At 37.2% G+C, this 18,489-nt stretch carries 16 protein-coding genes; 10 read left to right on the top strand and 6 right to left on the bottom strand.

Annotated features, from left to right (window positions below):
- Positions 1 to 44: 44 nt before the first annotated feature.
- The 3 genes from zwf to RK01_RS06520 all read right to left on the bottom strand — a co-directional run bounded on the left by zwf (position 45) and on the right by RK01_RS06520 (position 3,820).
- Entirely contained in the window at positions 45 to 1,565 is a 1,521-nt protein-coding gene (zwf, locus tag RK01_RS06530; protein WP_016172501.1) for a glucose-6-phosphate dehydrogenase, read from the bottom strand.
- A gap of 11 nt (positions 1,566 to 1,576) precedes the next feature.
- Positions 1,577 to 2,224, bottom strand: coding sequence for a transcriptional regulator EfaR (gene efaR, locus RK01_RS06525; protein WP_016172500.1), 648 nt, complete (start codon positions 2,222 to 2,224; stop codon positions 1,577 to 1,579).
- 366 nt (positions 2,225 to 2,590) lie between these two features.
- Positions 2,591 to 3,820 carry an aminopeptidase gene (locus tag RK01_RS06520; RefSeq protein WP_016172499.1) on the bottom strand — a complete coding sequence of 410 codons (1,230 nt, stop codon included), beginning with the start codon at positions 3,818 to 3,820 and terminating at the stop codon, positions 2,591 to 2,593.
- Between the two features lie 263 nt (positions 3,821 to 4,083).
- On the opposite strand from RK01_RS06520, the gene RK01_RS06515 reads away from it, so the two are divergent.
- Complete coding sequence (locus tag RK01_RS06515) at positions 4,084 to 4,656, top strand: TetR/AcrR family transcriptional regulator (RefSeq protein WP_016172498.1); 573 nt, start codon at positions 4,084 to 4,086, stop codon at positions 4,654 to 4,656.
- Between the two features lie 115 nt (positions 4,657 to 4,771).
- On the opposite strand, the gene RK01_RS06510 is transcribed toward RK01_RS06515, so the two are convergent.
- Positions 4,772 to 5,215 (bottom strand): flavodoxin, encoded by a 444-nt coding sequence (locus RK01_RS06510; protein WP_016172497.1) that lies wholly within the window; start codon positions 5,213 to 5,215, stop codon positions 4,772 to 4,774.
- Positions 5,216 to 5,437: 222 nt separating this feature from the next.
- On the opposite strand from RK01_RS06510, the gene map reads away from it, so the two are divergent.
- The 5 genes from map to RK01_RS13725 all read left to right on the top strand — a co-directional run bounded on the left by map (position 5,438) and on the right by RK01_RS13725 (position 10,935).
- A complete protein-coding gene (gene map / locus RK01_RS06505; protein WP_016172496.1) occupies positions 5,438 to 6,202 on the top strand; it encodes a type I methionyl aminopeptidase in 765 nt (254 codons plus the stop codon).
- A 156-nt stretch (positions 6,203 to 6,358) separates the two neighbouring features.
- Positions 6,359 to 7,297 carry a YihY/virulence factor BrkB family protein gene (locus tag RK01_RS06500; RefSeq protein WP_016172495.1) on the top strand — a complete coding sequence of 313 codons (939 nt, stop codon included), beginning with the start codon at positions 6,359 to 6,361 and terminating at the stop codon, positions 7,295 to 7,297.
- Between the two features lie 18 nt (positions 7,298 to 7,315).
- Complete coding sequence (locus RK01_RS06495; protein ID WP_016172494.1) at positions 7,316 to 8,443, top strand: glycosyltransferase family 4 protein; 1,128 nt, start codon at positions 7,316 to 7,318, stop codon at positions 8,441 to 8,443.
- A 121-nt stretch (positions 8,444 to 8,564) separates the two neighbouring features.
- On the top strand, positions 8,565 to 10,646 hold the full coding sequence (locus RK01_RS06490; protein WP_016172493.1) for a heavy metal translocating P-type ATPase: 2,082 nt from the start codon (positions 8,565 to 8,567) through the stop codon (positions 10,644 to 10,646).
- Between the two features lie 121 nt (positions 10,647 to 10,767).
- Positions 10,768 to 10,935 (top strand): hypothetical protein, encoded by a 168-nt coding sequence (locus tag RK01_RS13725; protein WP_016172492.1) that lies wholly within the window; start codon positions 10,768 to 10,770, stop codon positions 10,933 to 10,935.
- Positions 10,936 to 10,975: 40 nt separating this feature from the next.
- On the opposite strand, the gene RK01_RS06485 is transcribed toward RK01_RS13725, so the two are convergent.
- Positions 10,976 to 11,581 (bottom strand): TetR/AcrR family transcriptional regulator, encoded by a 606-nt coding sequence (locus tag RK01_RS06485; protein WP_016172491.1) that lies wholly within the window; start codon positions 11,579 to 11,581, stop codon positions 10,976 to 10,978.
- A gap of 174 nt (positions 11,582 to 11,755) precedes the next feature.
- Here RK01_RS06485 and RK01_RS06480 point away from each other — a divergent pair, with 174 nt between their 5' ends.
- Positions 11,756 to 16,000 carry a 2-hydroxyacyl-CoA dehydratase gene (locus RK01_RS06480; protein WP_016172490.1) on the top strand — a complete coding sequence of 1,415 codons (4,245 nt, stop codon included), beginning with the start codon at positions 11,756 to 11,758 and terminating at the stop codon, positions 15,998 to 16,000.
- Positions 16,001 to 16,214: 214 nt separating this feature from the next.
- Complete coding sequence (locus tag RK01_RS06475) at positions 16,215 to 16,922, top strand: GntR family transcriptional regulator (protein ID WP_016172489.1); 708 nt, start codon at positions 16,215 to 16,217, stop codon at positions 16,920 to 16,922.
- Positions 16,923 to 16,987: 65 nt separating this feature from the next.
- Here the strand turns inward: RK01_RS06475 and RK01_RS06470 are convergent, their stop codons facing one another.
- Positions 16,988 to 17,626, bottom strand: a complete 639-nt coding sequence (locus tag RK01_RS06470; RefSeq protein WP_016172488.1) for a YigZ family protein — start codon at positions 17,624 to 17,626, stop codon at positions 16,988 to 16,990.
- Between the two features lie 118 nt (positions 17,627 to 17,744).
- Here RK01_RS06470 and RK01_RS06465 point away from each other — a divergent pair, with 118 nt between their 5' ends.
- Together RK01_RS06465 and RK01_RS06460 are read left to right on the top strand one after the other, a co-directional pair.
- Positions 17,745 to 18,032 (top strand): DUF7662 domain-containing protein, encoded by a 288-nt coding sequence (locus tag RK01_RS06465; protein ID WP_016172487.1) that lies wholly within the window; start codon positions 17,745 to 17,747, stop codon positions 18,030 to 18,032.
- 78 nt (positions 18,033 to 18,110) lie between these two features.
- The gene (locus RK01_RS06460; RefSeq protein ID WP_016172486.1) at positions 18,111 to 18,434 is read left to right on the top strand and encodes a PTS sugar transporter subunit IIB; all 324 of its coding nucleotides are present in this window, start codon (positions 18,111 to 18,113) and stop codon (positions 18,432 to 18,434) included.
- Positions 18,435 to 18,489: the final 55 nt, after the last annotated feature.

The following is an 18,489-nucleotide window of genomic DNA, read 5'->3' as shown; positions in this document are numbered from 1 at the left end:
CAAAAAAAAAAGAAACAAGTTCTCTAATTAGAGAACTTGTTTTTTTACAATAATTTTCGTTCTTTATACCACTTATCAGGTTGCCAAATCCACTCAAAGCCGTCTTTTGCCAGTAAATCAAAAGCTGCTTGTGGTCCCATAGTTCCAGCAGCGTAATTGGGAAAATCAGGGGTTTGTTTATCCCACGCAGCGCGAATGCGATCTACAACGCGCCAAGATTGTGCGACTTCATCCCAATGGGTGAAATTAGTACTGTCGCCATTTAAAGCATCAAAAATCAATCGCTCGTAAGCTTCAGGGGAGTTTTCGACCATTTCAGCAGTATTTCGATAATCCAATTTTACGGGCTTGGTAGAATAGCCTTGACCAATTTCTTTGCCATTTAAAGTCATGCTAAACCCTTCAGTTGGTTGAATATAAATTGTTAAAACATTGGGCGGTAATTCGTTTTGTGTTCCAACTTCAGTTGTACTTGAGCGAAAGACATTGATTGGTACTTGCTTAAAGACAATATTAATGCGCGTACCTTTTTCAGTTAGTCGTTTACCTGTTCGTACATAAAATGGCACGCCAGACCAGCGAAAGTTATCAATTAGAAACTTACCAGCGACAAACGTTTCCGTAGTAGAGTCTGTAGCAACATTTGGTTCATGGCGATAATCGGCAAATTCTTTGTCGCCAAGTTTTCCTTTGGTATATTGTCCGCGAACAAAGTTTGTATATACTTCTTCTTCAGAATAAAGTCGTACAGCATTTAATGCTTTTATTTTTTCGTTACGAATTGCTTCTTCAGTAAAAGCTACAGGCGGTTCCATTGCAAGTAAGGAAAGAACTTGTAAAATATGATTTTGTACCATATCTTTTAATGCGCCACTTTGATCGTAATAACCGCCGCGGTCTTCAACACCTAAATTTTCAGCTAAAGTAATTTGAACATTGTCGATATAGCGTTGATTCCACATAGATTCAAAAAGATTGTTTGCAAAACGTATTGCAGAGATATTTTGTACCATTTCTTTGCCTAAATAATGATCAATTCGGTAGATATCTTTTTCAGCAAAGACTTCATTGATTTCATTGTTCAATTCATTTGCTGATTTAAAATCAGAGCCAAATGGTTTTTCAATAATAACGCGGTGATACCCATCTGTGTCAAGCATGCCACTTTCTTTTAACTGGGTAACAATTGTGCCAAAAAAGCGCGGAGACATGGCAAGATAATAAAGACGGTTGCCACCAAGCTGATATTTTTCATTTAATTTATTAGTTAATTCTTTTAAAACCGTATAGTGGCTCGTATCTGAAACATCATGAGATTGATAGTAAAAATGACTGGCAAATTTTTCTGCTTCTTCTGTTGTTGGTTCTAAAGAGGCAATTGCTTCTTTTACTACTTCGTGATAGTAATCATCACTCCAAGGCCGACGGGCAGTGCCGATAACCGCAAAACACTCGCTTAAATCTCCTTTTCTATATAAACGAAATAAAGATGGGTATAATTTACGTTTGGCCAAATCTCCGGTTGCCCCGAAGATGGTAAACAAGACATTGGTATTTTCAGTCATGTGATCTCTCCTTACAATTTATCAACAAAAATCGTGTTGGCAGCTTTATAACTAACAGCCATTTTTTTTTGTTCATTGCTAATAGTGACAGGTCCTTCATAAGGTGCAATATCGGTAATGGTATACTCTTCGTGAATCGCTAAATCAATACTGACTAAATAGTCCAATAATTCCCGCTCATCTAAGACTCGGGCGATTTTCACTTTCGTACCGATAGGAAAATCTGTTAGCGTCTTTCGCTTTTTCTCCGTAACCAATGTATTTTCAGCAGGAATTTGTCCACCGTGAGGACAGTAAGGTGGATGGTTTAAATAATCATCCAAACGTTTCGCTAATTTATGAGAGGTAACATGCTCCAGTACTTCTGCATCATCGTGAACTTCATTCCAAGAATAGTGAAGATGTTCGACTAGAAAAACTTCCCACAACCGATGCTTTCGGACTAAATCACTGGCTCTTTTTTTTCCGGTCTCTGTTAATTGCACGCCTTGATAGGCGGTGTGTTCAACGAGGCCTTCTTTAACGAGTTTTGACAACATCTCACTTACTGAAGCAGGTGAAACACTTAGACCGGCGACAATTTGCTTATTGCTAATTTTTTCTTCGTCGCCTCCTAGTTCTAAAATTAATTTTAAATAATCTTCACGATTAGGTGTCACAGGAGTCAATCCTTTCTGGTGAATCTTTCATTCACAGCGGCTAGATGGCTTGCATAAATCTAGCTATCACCTCAAATTTTACCAAAAAAATGCAGCATTTACTATGTTTTCAGCTTGAAGTTTGCAGAAGAAGCTGGAAAAAGAGTAAAAAAATCAAGCTTCATTTGCTAAGAAAATCATTTCTTTCTTTTTTTCTAGCAGGGATCCAAATATTTTGATTTGAACTTTTTTTGTGAGCAAAAGCGATGTGAAGGTAAAGAAAAAAACCGGAAAAATCCGGCTTTAAAAAAAGTTTCATCCTTTTTTAGGTAGTATCTTAAAAATTCTTTGACAAGATTATAAACAGAGACTTAAATAGACGAAAATTTAAGCCCAATCCCCATTGCGGAAAACAGGGACGCTTGTACCATCTTTGCGAATACCATCAATGTTCATTTTGTCTGAACCTACCATGAAATCTACGTGAGTTTGACTGCGATTCAAACCATGTGCTTTTAATTCTTCTTCACTCATTTTTGTGCCACCTTGTAAGCTAAAAGCATAGGCAGAACCTAGAGCTAAGTGGTTAGAGGCATTTTCATCAAAAAGTGTATTGAAAAACGTAATACCAGATTGTGAGATGGGGGAAGGATCAGGAACCAATGCTACTTCACCTAAGCTTTTAGCACCTTCGTCAGTATCTAATAACTTAGCTAAGACATCTTGACCTTCTTCTGCTGAAAAATCAACAACTTTACCGTCTTTAAAAGTAAACTTCATACCAGAAATAATAGAGCCGGCATAACTTAATGGTTTTGTACTAGAAACCACACCATCTATACGACGAAAATCAGGAGCAGTAAAGACTTCTTCAGTTGGCATATTTGCCATGAACTCTTCGCCACGAACATTAAAGCTACCGGCACCTTCCCATAAGTGATTTTCAGGTAGCCCGATAATTAAGTCTGTTCCTGGAGCTGTATAATGCAAGGCAGAAAATTGCTCTTTATTTAATTCTTCAGCTTTATTGCGTAATGTTTCATCATGTTTTTTCCAAGCTTCGATAGGATCATCGCGATCAATACGCGTCGTTTTGAAAATTTCTTCCCACAATTTTAATTGTGCTTGTTCAGCTGTTAAATTTGGGAAAACTTTTTGAGCCCATTTCTGACCGGCCGCTGCTACAACTGTCCAGCTGACTTGGTTAGCTTGAGTGGCTTTGCGCAAATTCATCATAGCTTTACCGCTTGCTGCTTGATAAGTGGCTACCCGATTTGCATCTACGCCTGCTAGAGCGCCGGGGTCAGAAGAAACTACACTGATGCGACTGGCCCCTTTTTCAAGCCAATCATCTGTTTGAGCTACCTTATAGTCCGGAATATTTTCTAAACGGTCCTCTGCTGCGTGAAGAAGAAATTCTCTTTGGATTGTATCATCTGTCCATTGCACTAAAACTTCAGCAGCGCCCAAAGCATACGCTTTTTCTGTAATTAAACGAGCAAGCGGGGCTTGATCGACACTAATTTGTAAAACCACTGTGTGTCCTTTAGTAACATTTACGCCAACGGCGACAATTAATTCGGCATATTTGGCTAAATTTTTGTTGAAATCTGTCATAAAAAAACCTCCAAATTTTGATGAAAAGTACCAAAAAGTAATTCCATACGTTAATTTTCAAACTATTTAGATAATAGCATTTCAATGAGAAGAAAACAATGAAATAGCTTGCTGCTTTAGCATCTATCCGCCTTTTTTTTAGAGAATTTTCCCTTAAAACAAAAAAATCAACCGTTTTCTTTTTTGCAAAGGCAAAAAAACATGGTACAATATTAATATAACAAAAAAATGAAAAGACTAGAGGGAAAAGGAGTTAAAAAATAATGGCAAGAAAGAAAACAATCACCCGTGATCAGATTCTGAATGCGGCTTATGATGTCGTGGCTACCGACGGTTTTTCTCGCTTTACTGCACGCAATATTGCAGCCAAGATGAAGTGTTCCACACAGCCAATTTACTTGGAATTTAAAAACATGGAAGATCTAAAAATGGCATTAATTAAAAAACTGCATGACTATTTGGCAACAGAAGTTTTTCCGGTTGAACATACAGGAGAAAAGATTGTCGATCTCGCTTTAAATTACATTGGCTTTGCAACTGAACATAAACGCTTATACCGGGCCATGTATTTAGAAGAATACGGCGGGGGAAAAGAGATGCAGGAATTTTCTTTCCAATATTTTTCTAACGCAGTGAAATCAGATTCTGCCTTTAAAGATCTTTCTGACAGTGAGATTGAATCCCTACACACAGGTTGCTGGATTGTGGCTACGGGTATTGCAGCCTTGAAATCTTCTGGAATCATCAATCCAACAGAAGAGCAGGTTATTGCATTGATGCGAGATACCATTAAACAAATTATTGAACGCAACGAACCATTAGCAATTAATTATTAAGCAACTTACACATATAAAATACCCGCTAAAAAGGGGGTACTTAAGTAAGACTAAAGTATTTTTAGTCTACTAAAAGTCTGTCCACTATCTTTTTGCGGGTATTTTTAGCAAGTTTCTAATTTAATGCAGCAACCATTTTTTTAGCGAATTCTTCTAAATTATCAATATCTTCTGCTTCAACATTTAAATCGACTTTCACAACCTCAGCGCCTTTGGTTGCGCCGGTTTTAGCAAAAGCCAGATCAAAATCATCTACAGATTTGGCAAAATCATCGTAAAATGTATCGCCTGAACCGCAAACGCCGTAAATTTTGCCCGATAAATCTAATTCTTGCAGTTCTTCATAGAAATCAATAATTTCATCAGGAAGTTCACCATCGCCATAGGTATAGGTTGCTACTACGCAAATGTCGGCTTCTTCAAATTCTGTCGCTTCAACTTGTGTACATTCATCAACGGTTACATCAATATTCAAATTTTCCAAAGCTTCGGCTACAACATCGGCCACTTCTTCAGTATTACCGGTTAAACTGGCATAAACAATTTTTGCTAGGGCCATTTCTGCCACTCCTTTAAGTAAAATTAAACTATTCTTTTCTTGTTTTCCCAAGTATCGTAACGATTATAACAAATGGATGAAAACTTGCCTACTATGTGTTATTTGAATATTTGGCGAAAACAGGTGCCTGTGGTAGAATAATAAAGGTTTAAGAATAAAAAAAATTTTTTATTTCAAGTGTTAACGTCAAAAAGGAATCTTTATTTAAAAGGAGACGACAGTATGATTACATTAAAATCTGCTAGAGAAATTGAAGAAATGCGCAAATCAGGTGCATTGTTGGCAGATGTTCACAAACATTTACGTGATTTTATTAAACCGGGTATCACAAGCTGGGATATTGAGGTTTTTGTCCGGAATTTTATTGAAAGCCATGGCGGCGTTGCTGCTCAAATCGGCTTTGAAGGTTATAAGTATGCAACTTGTGTCAGTATTAATTCTGAAATTTGTCACGGTTTTCCTCGCAAAAAACCACTCCATAATGGCGATTTAGTAAAGGTCGATATGTGTATTGATTTAAAAGGTGCCATGTCTGATTCTTGTTGGGCTTATGTGGTGGGAGAAGCTACGCCAGAAGATGAGAAACTAATGGCTGTGACTAAAAAAGCTTTATATCTCGGAATTGAGCAAGCGCAAGTGGGTAATCGCATTGGCGATATCGGCCATGCTATTCAAACATATGTTGAAGGAGAAGGCTATGGTGTTGTCCGAGATTTTATCGGACATGGGATTGGACCTACGATTCATGAAGCACCAGCTGTACCGCATTTTGGTGAAGCAGGAAAAGGGCTACGTCTAAAAGAAGGTATGGTGATAACCATTGAGCCAATGGTTAATACCGGTACGTGGAAAATGAAAATGGACCCTAACGGTTGGACTGCTTATACTTTAGACGGAGGACTAAGCTGTCAGTATGAACATACCATTGCGATTACGAAAGAAGGACCTCAAATTTTAACTTCTCAAGGTGAAGAAGGTACGTATTAATCTAGTTAACGAGTAGGCAAGTACTAGTAATGGTACTTGCTTATTCTAAACTTGGGCACAATTAATCTGGTCTGAAAATAATTAACAATCACGACAAAAAAGTTTGCCGTGATTGTTAATTACTTTCTTTTACCCAAAACTGAGAAGGAGTACCAGATGAAGCTTGTTACTAAAATACAGAATAACGAAAAATTAATGCGACTTTTTACCATTGTAAAAAATCGTTTTAGTGATGCCCAGATTGGCAATAACGCAGTAATTGTCTCTTACTATTTATTATTGTCTTTATTTCCTTTGATAATTGCGGTGGGCAATTTATTGCCCTTTTTAAATATTAATCCCAACTCCATTTTGCCCTATGTTAAAGATATCATTCCTGATGAGGTCTATACTTTTATTGGACCGGCTATTAAAAATTTATTAACCCAAGGCTCCGGCGGTGTTTTATCCATCTCGGCTGTAGCAGCTTTATGGTCGGCTAGTAAAAGTATTAACGGCTTACAAACAGCAATGAACAGTGCTTATGGAGTGAATGATCGCAAAAATTTTATTGCGGTTCGACTTGTCTCAGTGATTGTAATTGTTTTATTATTGGTAGCTATGGTCGGAGTTACTGTTGTTTTGGGTGTCGGACGTATGATTTTAGATGGACTTCAACCAATCCTTGGCTTTTCCGGTCAGATTATTGAGACGTTTCAACGTTTCAAATGGCCGCTAACCATTATCGCACTATTAGCCATTATGATGATTATCTATTGGATCGTGCCAAATGCCAAAGTTAAGTTGATGACTACTTGGCCTGGTGCAGTAGTCGCTACTTTGGGTTGGATGTTATTAGGACAATTATTTGGTTTGTATGCGCAGTTTTTTGCCGCTAAGGTTAGCGGTTATCAAATTATCGGAAGTTTTATTGTTTTAATGTTGTGGTTAAATATGGCAGCGACGATTATCATTTTAGGTGGAATTACCAATGCCATTATCGCGGAATATATCACCGGAGAAGAAGTCCAAGATCGTAAGGGACCATTAGCTAAATTAGGCAATAAAATTGAAGCAAAAATTGGAAGAGACAACAAGCAGGATTCTTCCAAGTAAAGAAAGCAGGAAAAAACGATGACTTTTACTTTTCGTTTTATTATCAGGCTCTTTTTGACCATGATAATTTCGTTAATCTTAACTCCTATGGTTAAATTACTGGCTTTTAAAATAGGAGCAGTTGATAAGCCTGGTGCTAGAAGAATCAACACCAAAACCATGCCAACTGCGGGTGGTCTGAGTATATTTATCTCATTTTCAATTGCTTTACTATGGGAGTTTAATGATACATTACCACTAGATAAAGTATGGCCGATGATTTTAGGGGCTTTAATTATTGTCGTGACAGGTCTAATTGATGACATTTTTGAATTAACGCCATTACAAAAAACGCTTGGAATTACCTTAGCAGCATTAGAAGCTTATTTTATTGCGGGGATTGAAATAAATACTTTTAGTTTACCTTTTTTTGGGCGGTTTGAATTAGGCTGGTTAAGTTTACCGGTGACACTTTTATGGATTTTAGCCATTACGAATGCTGTGAATTTGATTGATGGGTTAGATGGCTTGGCCGCGGGAATTTCAATTATTGGCTTGACCACCATCGGCTTAATTAGCTACTTTTTTTTACCTCATACAGGTGTCTTTTTAGCTATTATCATTTTTAGTTTGGTAGCCTCTATAATCGGATTTTTCCCTTATAATTTTCATCCGGCTACAATTTATTTAGGCGATACAGGGGCTTTGTTTCTGGGCTATATGATTGCCATTTTGTCGCTACAAGGTTTGAAAAATGCTACATTTATTACTATTTTGACGCCAATGTTTATTTTAGGCGTTCCGATTACGGATACTGTTTATGCCATGATTCGGCGCAAATTTAATAAACAACCCATTTCTTCGGCTGATAAAATGCATTTGCACCATCGCTTATTGTCTCTAGGATTTACCCATCGTGGTGCAGTATTGACGATATATGCTTTGGCACTGGTTTTTTCCTTTATCGCACTCCTAATGAATTACGCCAGTACATGGGCTACGGTATTGCTTATTGTATTTACTGCTGTGGGCTTAGAGTTATTTATCGAATTGATTGGCTTAGTTGGTGAAAATCGTCAACCATTAATGTGTGCTTTAAAATTTTTGGGAAATAGAAGATTTCGCCAAGATGTGTTGACAAAACACCATGTGGATAAAGAAGAATAGTCAAGAAGATTTGTCTGGTAAACAGATAAATCTTCTTTTTTTGCTTGACATATGAATGAATGCTCATTTATAATACGTATGAATACAAATTCATGTAATCGTTTGTAAAGGAGTGGGAAAAATGGAATTAAAATATCAATTAAATGGTTTGGATTGTGCCAATTGTGCTGCAAAAATTGAACGTGCAGTTGCTAAAGTTGAGGGTGTAAAAGAAGCGCAAGTGGATTTTATGAACACTAGTCTCGCTATTAAATGTGATAAGGAACTGGCAGAAAATGTTGAAACTGCTAGTAAAAAAATTGTTCAAAAAATTGAACCTGATGTGACTATGGTTAAAAAAGAGGCAGGACACAATCATGTGCATGAGCACGGCGCTACGATGTCCAAAATAATGCTAGGGCGCATCTTACTAACAGCAGTTGCAATGTTTTTACTTATCTTGCTGAAACCGGCAGAACCTTTTAATGCAATTTTATTTGGAGCAATTTATGTGTTAATTGGATATGACATTGTCAAAACGGCTGTCATGAATTTATTTACCGGTCAAATTTTTGATGAGAATTTTTTGATGACAATTGCAACAATTGGTGCTTTTCTAATTGGGGACCGGCCAGAAGCCGTTTTAGTAATGCTTCTTTATCAGATTGGCGAATTTTTCCAAGATTATGCTGTAGATAAATCACGAAAAAATATTAAGGCGTTGATGGATGTACGGCCTGATACGGCGCGACTTGTTACTGACAATGGATTAAAAATTGTCAAACCAGAAGCTGTTGCAGTAGGAGAATTGGTACAAGTAAATCCTGGTGAAAAAATTCCCTTAGACGGTATCATAAAAGCGGGAACCGGTTATCTGGATACCTCTGCTTTAACGGGGGAATCAATGCCTCAATTGGTTGCAACAGGAAATCCGGTTTTAAGTGGTTGTATTAATCAAGATACACCTTTAACGATTGAGGTGACCAAATCTTTTGGTCAATCAACTGTCAGCAAAATTTTAGATTTAGTCGAAAATGCTAGTAGTCAAAAAGCACCAGCAGAAAAATTTATTACAAAATTTGCGCGTGTTTATACTCCCATTGTCGTCGGTTTAGCAGTATTATTAGCGGTTGTTCCTACTATATTTTTTGGAGATTTTCAAGAATGGTTGTATCGGGCTTTGACTTTTCTTGTAATTTCATGTCCCTGTGCTTTAGTGATTTCAGTACCATTAAGCTTTTTTGGGGGAATTGGCGGTGCTAGTCGCGCTGGAATTTTGATAAAAGGTTCCAATTATTTGGAAGCTTTAGCCAAAGTGGATACCGTTGTTTTTGATAAAACGGGCACTTTAACCAAAGGTCAGTTTGCCGTTGAAGAGGTTGTCCGCTTTGATAAAGCGATACCGATTTTAGCCTATGCGAGTGCTTTAGAACAAAATTCTAGTCATCCCATTGCACGTTCCATCGTTCGCGCGGCTGAAGGTGAAGTTTTACCTGCCGTCACAGCTAGCAAAGAAATCGCTGGGATGGGAGTAAGGGGAATAATCAATAACAAAAATGTTTTTGCGGGTAATGATAAATATTTAAGAGAAAACAATATTACATTTTCTCCGGTTAATAATGTCGGAACCATTGTCTACGTGGTGGTGAATGAAAAGGTAGCGGGATATTTGGTGGTCAATGATCAAATCAAGTCCGATGCAAAAGAAGCTATCGCACAATTAAAAGATAGTAATGTTAAAAGTACAGTAATGTTAACGGGTGATGGCCAACAGGTAGCGGCAAATGTTGGCAAAAAGTTAGGTCTCGATCAAGTATTTTCACGTCTTTTGCCGGCTGATAAAGTGGCGCATGTTGAAAAACTACGTCAAACTGGTAAAAAAGTTGCTTTTGTCGGAGATGGGATTAATGATGCTCCTGTGTTAGCCACAGCCGATATTGGTATTGCAATGGGAGGGTTAGGAAGTGATGCGGCAATTGAAGCAGCTGATGCTGTCATTATGGATGATAAGCCGACAAAAATTGCTACTGGTATTCAAATTTCCAGAAAAACGCTCCGAATTGTTAAACAAAATATTATTTTTGCGCTTGTTATTAAAGTATTCTTTTTACTTTTAGGTGCAGCTGGACTAGTAACGATGGGATGGGCTGTCTTTGCCGATGTCGGTGTCACCTTAATCGCAGTTTTAAATGCAATGCGTTGTTTACGTGTACCTAAAAGATAAAATCCGTATCATTTGCTCTCCTCTTGACATTCCTCTAAAATGAAGAAGAATACAACTTGTATACACACTTGCTACTGCTTGGTCTAGTAAGGGTGCACGATAAAGAAAAGGGGCTTAGTAAATGAAAATAAGAGAAAAAATTACCGAAACCGTCACAGAAACTGCTGAAAAATTACGTTACATGTTGAAAAATGAGGATTATTTTGTGAATGTGTCAAAAAAAGGCGTCGATATAAAAAAAGCACGACCAACAAGACATACAATTAAATGGCATGTAAAGAATCATTAAAAAAAAGCCGTAGGTTGCAAAAAATGCAGCCTGCGACTTTTTATTTTTCGATTTCTATTCCTAAAACAGTTAAGTGACCATTTCCTACCAATTTAATAACCAATTTTGCAAGGTGATCAGGCGTCATTTGAGAATCCGTTGTGAGCCACCAGTGAAGTGTACCAATAAAAATAGAAGTCATATATTCAATAATAAAATCCATAGGTACTTCAATGTCATTTTCGGTAATTTTTAAGCGATTAAAAATATCCGCATATTGTTCATTTAAAACATCGGCAATTTTTTTACGTAAAATTTCATTGGCAGAGCCATCCATAATGATCAGATAAAATTTACGATTATCATAGATATTGCTGTATATTTGCGACATCACCCGTTCAATTTGTTTGACCTTAATACGATTACCTTTTACCAGTTCTGTCGGATTTAAAACAGAGGTAAAGGCGGTTAACGCATAATCAAATATTGTTTCATAAAGGTCTTGTTTGTCTTTGTAATGAGCATAAAAAGTGGCCCGATTAATCATTGCTTCATCGGCAATATCTTGAACGGTGACTTGTTCAAACCCATTTTTTTCTACTAACTGAATAAACGCTTCAATAATCATTTTATTCGTTCGTTTCACCCGCAAGTCAATCTTTTTCATCGAAATTTCCTTTCTAGTTACGCAACAAAAAACGTGAGTTTGTTGTTTATCTCACAAACAGCTTTTGTTTGTGTATTGTCAAAAAGTGAGCAAGAATTTAAAATAGACATAAGTATTATATCAGACGGGTTGTAAGTTAATCAACAAACTGTTGTATAAAAAAGGATGATCCATATGAAATTAAAAGCGGGTATTGACGTAGGTTCGACCACTGTCAAATTAGTCATTTTAAATGAAAAAAATGAAACAATTTTCGCAAAATATGAACGACACTTTTCCGATGTGAAAAAAGCAACAAATAAAATATTAACAGAAGGTAAAGAAGTAATTAAAGATACACCAGTTTCTCTACAAATCACAGGCTCTGGAGGAATGGGATTAGCAGAAGTTTTAGAAATCCCCTTTGTACAAGAAGTAATTGCTTGTACTAAAACTGTGGAGACCATTATTCCCCAAACAGATGTAGTGATTGAACTAGGTGGAGAAGACGCCAAAATCACTTTTTTTGAAGGGGCACTTGAACAACGAATGAATGGTAGCTGTGCCGGTGGTACCGGTGCTTTTATCGATCAAATGGCGGTGCTTTTAAAAACAGATGCTAATGGCGTAAATGAATTAGCCAAAAACTATCAAACGCTTTATCCTATTGCTTCGCGTTGTGGCGTTTTTGCCAAAACAGATGTTCAACCGTTAATTAATGAAGGGGCAGATAAGGCTGATATTGCGGCTAGTATCTTTCAAGCAGTAGTCAACCAGACGATTGCTGGTCTAGCTGCTGGCCGTAAAATCAAAGGGAAAGTGGCCTTTTTAGGTGGTCCGCTATACTTCATGTCGGAATTGCGCAAACGATTTATTGAAACGTTAAATATTGCTGCTGAAGATATTGTTTTTCCGGAAAATCCCCAATTATTTGTGGCGATGGGGGCGGCTTTATTTGCTGAAAGCGGGGAAGCTACTACTTTAACTGATTTGTTGTATCGCTTGGAAAATGGCCAACAAGATCAATTGAAACCAACAGATACTTTACAACCACTATTTAGTAGTGACGAAGAGTTAACAGAATTTAGAGAACGTCACGGTCAAGCTACTGCCGAAGAGAAGCGTCTAGAAGAACATCACGGTGTGGCTTTCTTAGGAATTGATGCTGGTTCCACTACCACTAAGGTTGTCTTAACAGATGATGCTGGCCGGATTTTGTTTTCATTTTATGGCAATAATGAAGGCCAGCCATTGGAAACTACGATGACAGTATTAGCAGATCTTTATCAAAAAATGCCCGCAGATGTTTTTATTGGTAAAGCGGCTGTAACAGGTTATGGCGAACAATTAATTAAAAATGCTTTGAAAGTCGATATTGGTGAAGTTGAAACAATGGCACACTACAAAGCTGCCAATCATTTTCAACCAGGGGTTGATTTCATTTTAGATATTGGTGGTCAAGATATGAAAGCCATGACCATTAAAGACGGTGTTTTATCATCTATTCAATTAAATGAAGCGTGTTCTTCTGGCTGTGGTTCTTTTATCGAAACCTTTGCCAAATCACTTAATTATGATGTAAAAGACTTTGCACTAGCAGCAACGCAATCAAAAGCACCGGTTGATTTGGGTTCTCGTTGTACGGTCTTTATGAATTCAAAAGTAAAACAGGTCCAAAAAGAAGGTGCTAGCGTGGGTGATATCTCAGCCGGCCTTTCTTATTCCGTGATTAAAAATGCGATTTATAAAGTCATTAAAATTCGCCGGCCGGAAGAATTAGGAGAAAAAATTGTTTGCCAAGGGGGTACTTTTTATAACGAGGCAGTGTTGCGCGCTTTTGAAGAAATTTCAGGCCGTCAAGTAGTCCGTCCTTCTATTGCTGGTTTAATGGGAGCATACGGTGCCGCTTTAATCGCTTTGGAAAATTATGATATCGCTGCAGAGAGCACCATTTTAGATGCCGAAGAATTAGCCACTTTTACGGCGGAAAAAGAATTCACGCACTGTAATTTATGTGAAAATAAATGTCAGTTGACGGTGACAATTTTTTCAGATGGACGTCAGTTTATTACCGGTAATCGTTGTGAACGAGGCGCGAAAATCAAAATTAAAAAAGAAGACCGGCGGGTTAATTTAATCGATTATAAATACAAACGGCTTTTCAAATATCGGCCATTGCGTAAAAAAGATGCGATTAGAGGTGTGATTGGTATTCCGCGGGTTTTAAATATGTATGAAAATTACCCTCTGTGGCATACACTATTTACTGATTTAGGTTTTAGAGTTCAACTTTCTCCGCGCTCTAATAAAGCTTTATATGAACAAGGGATGGAAACTATTCCAAGTGATACGGCTTGTTACCCGGCTAAAATTACCCATGGTCACATTCAAGCTTTGATTGACCAAGAAGTTCCACTGATTTTTTATCCAGGTGTTATTTTTGAACGACAAGAAAGTCCAGAAGCAGACAATCATTTCAACTGCCCGATTGTCCAAAGCTATCCCGATGTGATTCGCAATAATGTTGATGATATTCGCGAAGGGAAAGTTGATTATCGTAATCCTTTCTTGAATTTAGCTAATGAAGAAGCAGTTGTGGCGGTAATGAGTAAAACTTTTGCGGATCTGGGAATTAGTCAAGACGAAATGGCCGCAGCTGTTCATCATGGTTTTGAAGAGTTAGAAAACTTTAAACAAGCGATTCGCACTAAAGGTGAGGAAACGTTAGCGATGTTACAAGCTAAAGGTGAACGAGGCATCGTTATCTCTGGTCGACCGTATCATTTGGATCCCGAAATTAATCACGGTATCAGTGAAGTAATTACCCAAGAAGGCTTCCATGTGTTAACAGAAGACAGTATTTCCCACTTAAGTGATGTTGGCAACTTACGAGTAGTTAACCAGTGGGTATACCATTCACGCCTTTATGCTGCAGCACGAGTTGTAGCGAAGTCTAAAAATCTTGAGTTGGTGCAACTCAATTCTTTTGGCTGTGGTTTAGATGCCGTTACAACTGACCAAGTTGAAGAAATTATGGATCAGTATGGCAAAATTTATACTGTGCTAAAAATTGATGAAGGCTCTAATTTAGGAGCAATTCGGATTCGCTTACGTTCCTTAAAAGCAGCTGTCAAAGAACGGGATAAACAAGATTTCACACCTACTAAAAAATATGATGAACCTGAAAAAATTGTTTTTACCAAAGATATGCGCAAAAAACATACTTTGTTATTGCCAATGCTCAGCCCTATCCACCAAGATGGATTAGTAGATGAAGCATTAAAAGCATCCGGATACAATGTAGTGTGTTTACCAGCAGAAGATAAAGATGCGGTAAATGTTGGTTTGAAATACGTCAATAATGATGCATGTTATCCAGCAATTATCTCCATTGGTCAATTAGTTGAAGCGCTGGAAAGTGGCAAATATGATTTAGCAAATACTAGTGTGATGATGACCCAAACTGGTGGCGGTTGTCGGGCAACGAACTATATTCCGTTATTGCGAAAAGCGCTAAATGATGCAGGATTTTCGCAAGTTCCCGTCGTTTCTGTTTCCATGGGAAATAAAGGGGTAGAATCCAATCCAGGCTTTAAGTTTACTTTACCAATGTTAAAACGCGTTGTTGTCGCCTTTTTATACGGTGATTTATTTGAACGCGTCGTCTATCGTACCCGTCCTTATGAGTTAGAAAAAGGTCAAATTGATCAAATGCATGCCGATTGGCTGAAAAAAGTGGCTAAAAATGTTCGAAATGGCTCATTAACTCAGTTTAATCGTAATATGAAAAAAATTATTGCCGATTTTGATACGGTTCCATTATCGGATGTGATTAAACCAAAAGTTGGCGTGGTAGGAGAAATCTTAGTCAAGTATTCGCCGACTGCTAATAATGATATCGTGCGTTTATTAGAAGAAGAAGGTGCTGAAGCAGTAGTACCAGATATTATCGGCTTTATGAACTATTCATTATACAATCAGATCTGGAAGTATGAAAACTTAGGAATGGCTAAAAAAGGCAAAGTCTTAGCAGAATTTGGTATTCGCTTAATCGAAATGGTTGAAAGACCGATGGATAAAACATTACGTGCATCGAAGCGTTTTGATGGCATTCAATCTATTTATGATTTAGCAGAAGATGCTAGTAAAATCTTATCCATTGGCAACCATACAGGAGAGGGCTGGTTTTTAACAGGGGAAATGATTGAGTTGCTAAAAACGGGTGTGAACAATATTGTTTGTATGCAACCTTTTGGCTGTCTGCCAAATCACGTAGTTGGTAAAGGCGTGATTAAAGAATTGCGTCATCAATATCCAAAAGCCAATATTGCCGCTATTGATTACGATCCAGGAGTATCTTTAGTAAATCAATTAAACCGAATTCGTTTAATGATGGCAACGGCCAATAAAATGCTGACTGAAGAGAAAATTTCTGTATAACTGAAGTAAAACTATCTGTACCAAATTATTTCTTTGCGATAAAAAAAATTTGGAAGCCTTGAAAAAAAGTTTATTTCAAGGCTTCTTTTGATGTCTTAATAAAAGAATGGAACGAGAAAATTTGCCAATTAGGTATATACCAGTTATAATGATGATACGATTTGGGTGAGAAAATTTATTCTAAATATTATCTTAATTGAAGGAGAAATAAATAATGTCTGATAGTTTACCAATCTATATTCAGATTCATGATCAAATTAAAGCTAAAATTGAAAAGGGTGGCTGGCAAATCGGTGATCGATTGCCCTCTGAAAGAGAATTGGCAACACAATTTAGTGTGAGTCGGATGACATTAAGACAGGCAATCCAAACTTTGGCAGATGAGGGAATTTTGGAAAGAAAAATCGGCTCTGGAACTTATGTAGCTCGTCAAAAAGTACAAGAAAAAATGACCGGCACAACAAGCTTTACAGAAATTATGTTATCACAAGGAAGAGAACCTTCTAGTAAAGTAGTTTCTTATTTCATGACAGCACCGAGTTCTTCTGAAATGGAAAAATTGAAATTGGCTCCGGAAGAAGGTATTTTGCGAATGGAGCGCATTCGCTTTGCTGATGGTGTGCCAATTTGTTTTGAAGTGGCAAGTATTCCGGAACACTTAATTAAAGACTATAGTAAAGCAGAAATCACCACATCTTTTTATAAAACGTTAGAAGAAAAAGGCGGATTGAAAATTGGCGGCGCTAACCAAACTATTTCTGCTATGTTAGCATCTGAACAAATTGCCGAATTTTTAAAAATTAAACGGGGAGATGCGATTTTACGGATGCGTCAAATCTCTTATCTAGAAGATGGCGCACCTTTTGAATATGTGCGGACGCAGTATGTCGGTAATCGTTTTGAATTTTATTTAGAAAAATAAAAAATTGGTTTATGATTTCAAAGACACTCTAAAAAATAGAGCATTTTTGAGCATAAACCATTTTTTTATTGTGATACTAAAATTTCGTGGTAGCTTTTTTCACCATGAGAAAATGTTACCTGACCATTTAAGCGCTCAGTAATATTTTTTTCAAAAATTGATAAATTGTTTTCATCAATCATGCAAGTCACAACAACTTCGGCAGTAAAATACGTATCTTTAATCGCAACTTGTTGATTTTCTAAGTAATTTTGTAATTTATCAAATAATGGATAGGCGATTGTCACGAAAACTTCTTGCTGTAGTTTACCTTCTACTATTCCAATTTCGTCAATTGCATGGGAAACAGCGTGAGAATAGGCACGAATCAAGCCCCCAGAGCCTAATTTAATGCCCCCAAAATAACGAGTGACAACAGCAGCAACATTCATTAAATCTTTTTTTACTAATACTTCCAGCATCGGAATGCCTGCAGTTCCGCTGGGCTCACCATCGTCGCTGCTGCGTTTAATTTCACTTTTTTCCCCAATAACAAAAGCACTACAATTATGGGTGGCTTTATGATGCTTCTTTTTAATACTTTGAATAAATTCTTTCGCTTCAGTTTCAGTTGTAACGCGCTTTAGTGTACAGATAAAACGAGATTTTTTAATCTCGATTTCTGCGACGCCGTCTTTTTGAATGGTGACGTAATGATCAATCATAAAATTACTCCTTATGTTTTCATTACCCATTAGTATAGAAAAAATGATGGGAAGTTGCAAATAGCTAATGGTTGCACTTTTTACTTCATTTAAGCGATAATTAGAAGAGGTGATTATCATGACACGAAAATATGACGTTATTACGCATTATTTAAAAACAAACGGGGGATCTCAAGTAACATTAACTTTTACGCAGTTTGATGAATTGTTATTTCCAGCTACAGGGCTGCCCAAAAGTGCTCGTAAAACAAAGGAATGGTGGGCCAACGATTATCATCACCCAGAAAAAGGTGCCTATGCTTGGTTAAATGCGGGTTATGAAGTAGTGTATGTTAATCTTCATAAGGAATATAGCGTTTTTAATAAACTTGTGAAAGCAAAGTGGCTATTAGGAAACGATAAGTAGTAAGCGTTGACAAAACAAGCTGTTATCTTATAATTAATATAAGCAAAATCTTAAAGGATGACTGAAGGAGGAAATAAAATGGCTAAAAAAACCATTATGTTGGTTTGTTCTGCTGGAATGAGTACCAGTTTATTAGTTACGAAGATGCAAAAGGCGGCTGAAGCACAAGGAGTAGAGGCCGATGTGTTTGCAGTATCTGCTTCTGAGGCGGATAATTCTTTAGAAAGTAAACCGGTGGATGTTTTATTACTAGGACCCCAAGTCCGCTTTATGAAAGCTGATTTTGAAAAAAGATTGGCGCCCAAAGGAATTCCATTAGAGGTTATTAACATGGCTGATTATGGCATGATGAATGGCGATAATGTTTTGAAACAAGCAATGGCATTGATTGAAAACAAATAAGATAATATCCATGGCTGCGGAAGTCTTTTGACTTCCGCTTTTTTATTTAAGCTAT

This window comes from Enterococcus dispar ATCC 51266 (assembly GCF_000406945.1).
Lineage (GTDB): Bacteria > Bacillota > Bacilli > Lactobacillales > Enterococcaceae > Enterococcus_C > Enterococcus_C dispar.
Note: the sequence above shows the minus strand (reverse complement) of the source record. Positions and strands in the feature narration are given on the sequence as shown.

What these genes read in the sequence shown, in the direction of transcription:
- RK01_RS06485 (WP_016172491.1), bottom strand. Translation starts at nt 11,581, where the DNA reads ATGAAAAAGATTGACTTGCGGGTGAAACGAACGAATAAAATGATTATT.
- RK01_RS06490 (WP_016172493.1), top strand. Translation starts at nt 8,565, where the DNA reads ATGGAATTAAAATATCAATTAAATGGTTTGGATTGTGCCAATTGTGCT.
- RK01_RS06515 (WP_016172498.1), top strand. Translation starts at nt 4,084, where the DNA reads ATGGCAAGAAAGAAAACAATCACCCGTGATCAGATTCTGAATGCGGCT.
- RK01_RS06460 (WP_016172486.1), top strand. Translation starts at nt 18,111, where the DNA reads ATGGCTAAAAAAACCATTATGTTGGTTTGTTCTGCTGGAATGAGTACC.
- RK01_RS06495 (WP_016172494.1), top strand. Translation starts at nt 7,316, where the DNA reads ATGACTTTTACTTTTCGTTTTATTATCAGGCTCTTTTTGACCATGATA.
- RK01_RS06480 (WP_016172490.1), top strand. Translation starts at nt 11,756, where the DNA reads ATGAAATTAAAAGCGGGTATTGACGTAGGTTCGACCACTGTCAAATTA.
- RK01_RS06465 (WP_016172487.1), top strand. Translation starts at nt 17,745, where the DNA reads ATGACACGAAAATATGACGTTATTACGCATTATTTAAAAACAAACGGG.
- zwf (WP_016172501.1), bottom strand. Translation starts at nt 1,565, where the DNA reads ATGACTGAAAATACCAATGTCTTGTTTACCATCTTCGGGGCAACCGGA.
- RK01_RS13725 (WP_016172492.1), top strand. Translation starts at nt 10,768, where the DNA reads ATGAAAATAAGAGAAAAAATTACCGAAACCGTCACAGAAACTGCTGAA.
- RK01_RS06475 (WP_016172489.1), top strand. Translation starts at nt 16,215, where the DNA reads ATGTCTGATAGTTTACCAATCTATATTCAGATTCATGATCAAATTAAA.
- RK01_RS06520 (WP_016172499.1), bottom strand. Translation starts at nt 3,820, where the DNA reads ATGACAGATTTCAACAAAAATTTAGCCAAATATGCCGAATTAATTGTC.
- map (WP_016172496.1), top strand. Translation starts at nt 5,438, where the DNA reads ATGATTACATTAAAATCTGCTAGAGAAATTGAAGAAATGCGCAAATCA.
- RK01_RS06470 (WP_016172488.1), bottom strand. Translation starts at nt 17,626, where the DNA reads ATGATTGATCATTACGTCACCATTCAAAAAGACGGCGTCGCAGAAATC.
- RK01_RS06500 (WP_016172495.1), top strand. Translation starts at nt 6,359, where the DNA reads ATGAAGCTTGTTACTAAAATACAGAATAACGAAAAATTAATGCGACTT.
- RK01_RS06510 (WP_016172497.1), bottom strand. Translation starts at nt 5,215, where the DNA reads ATGGCCCTAGCAAAAATTGTTTATGCCAGTTTAACCGGTAATACTGAA.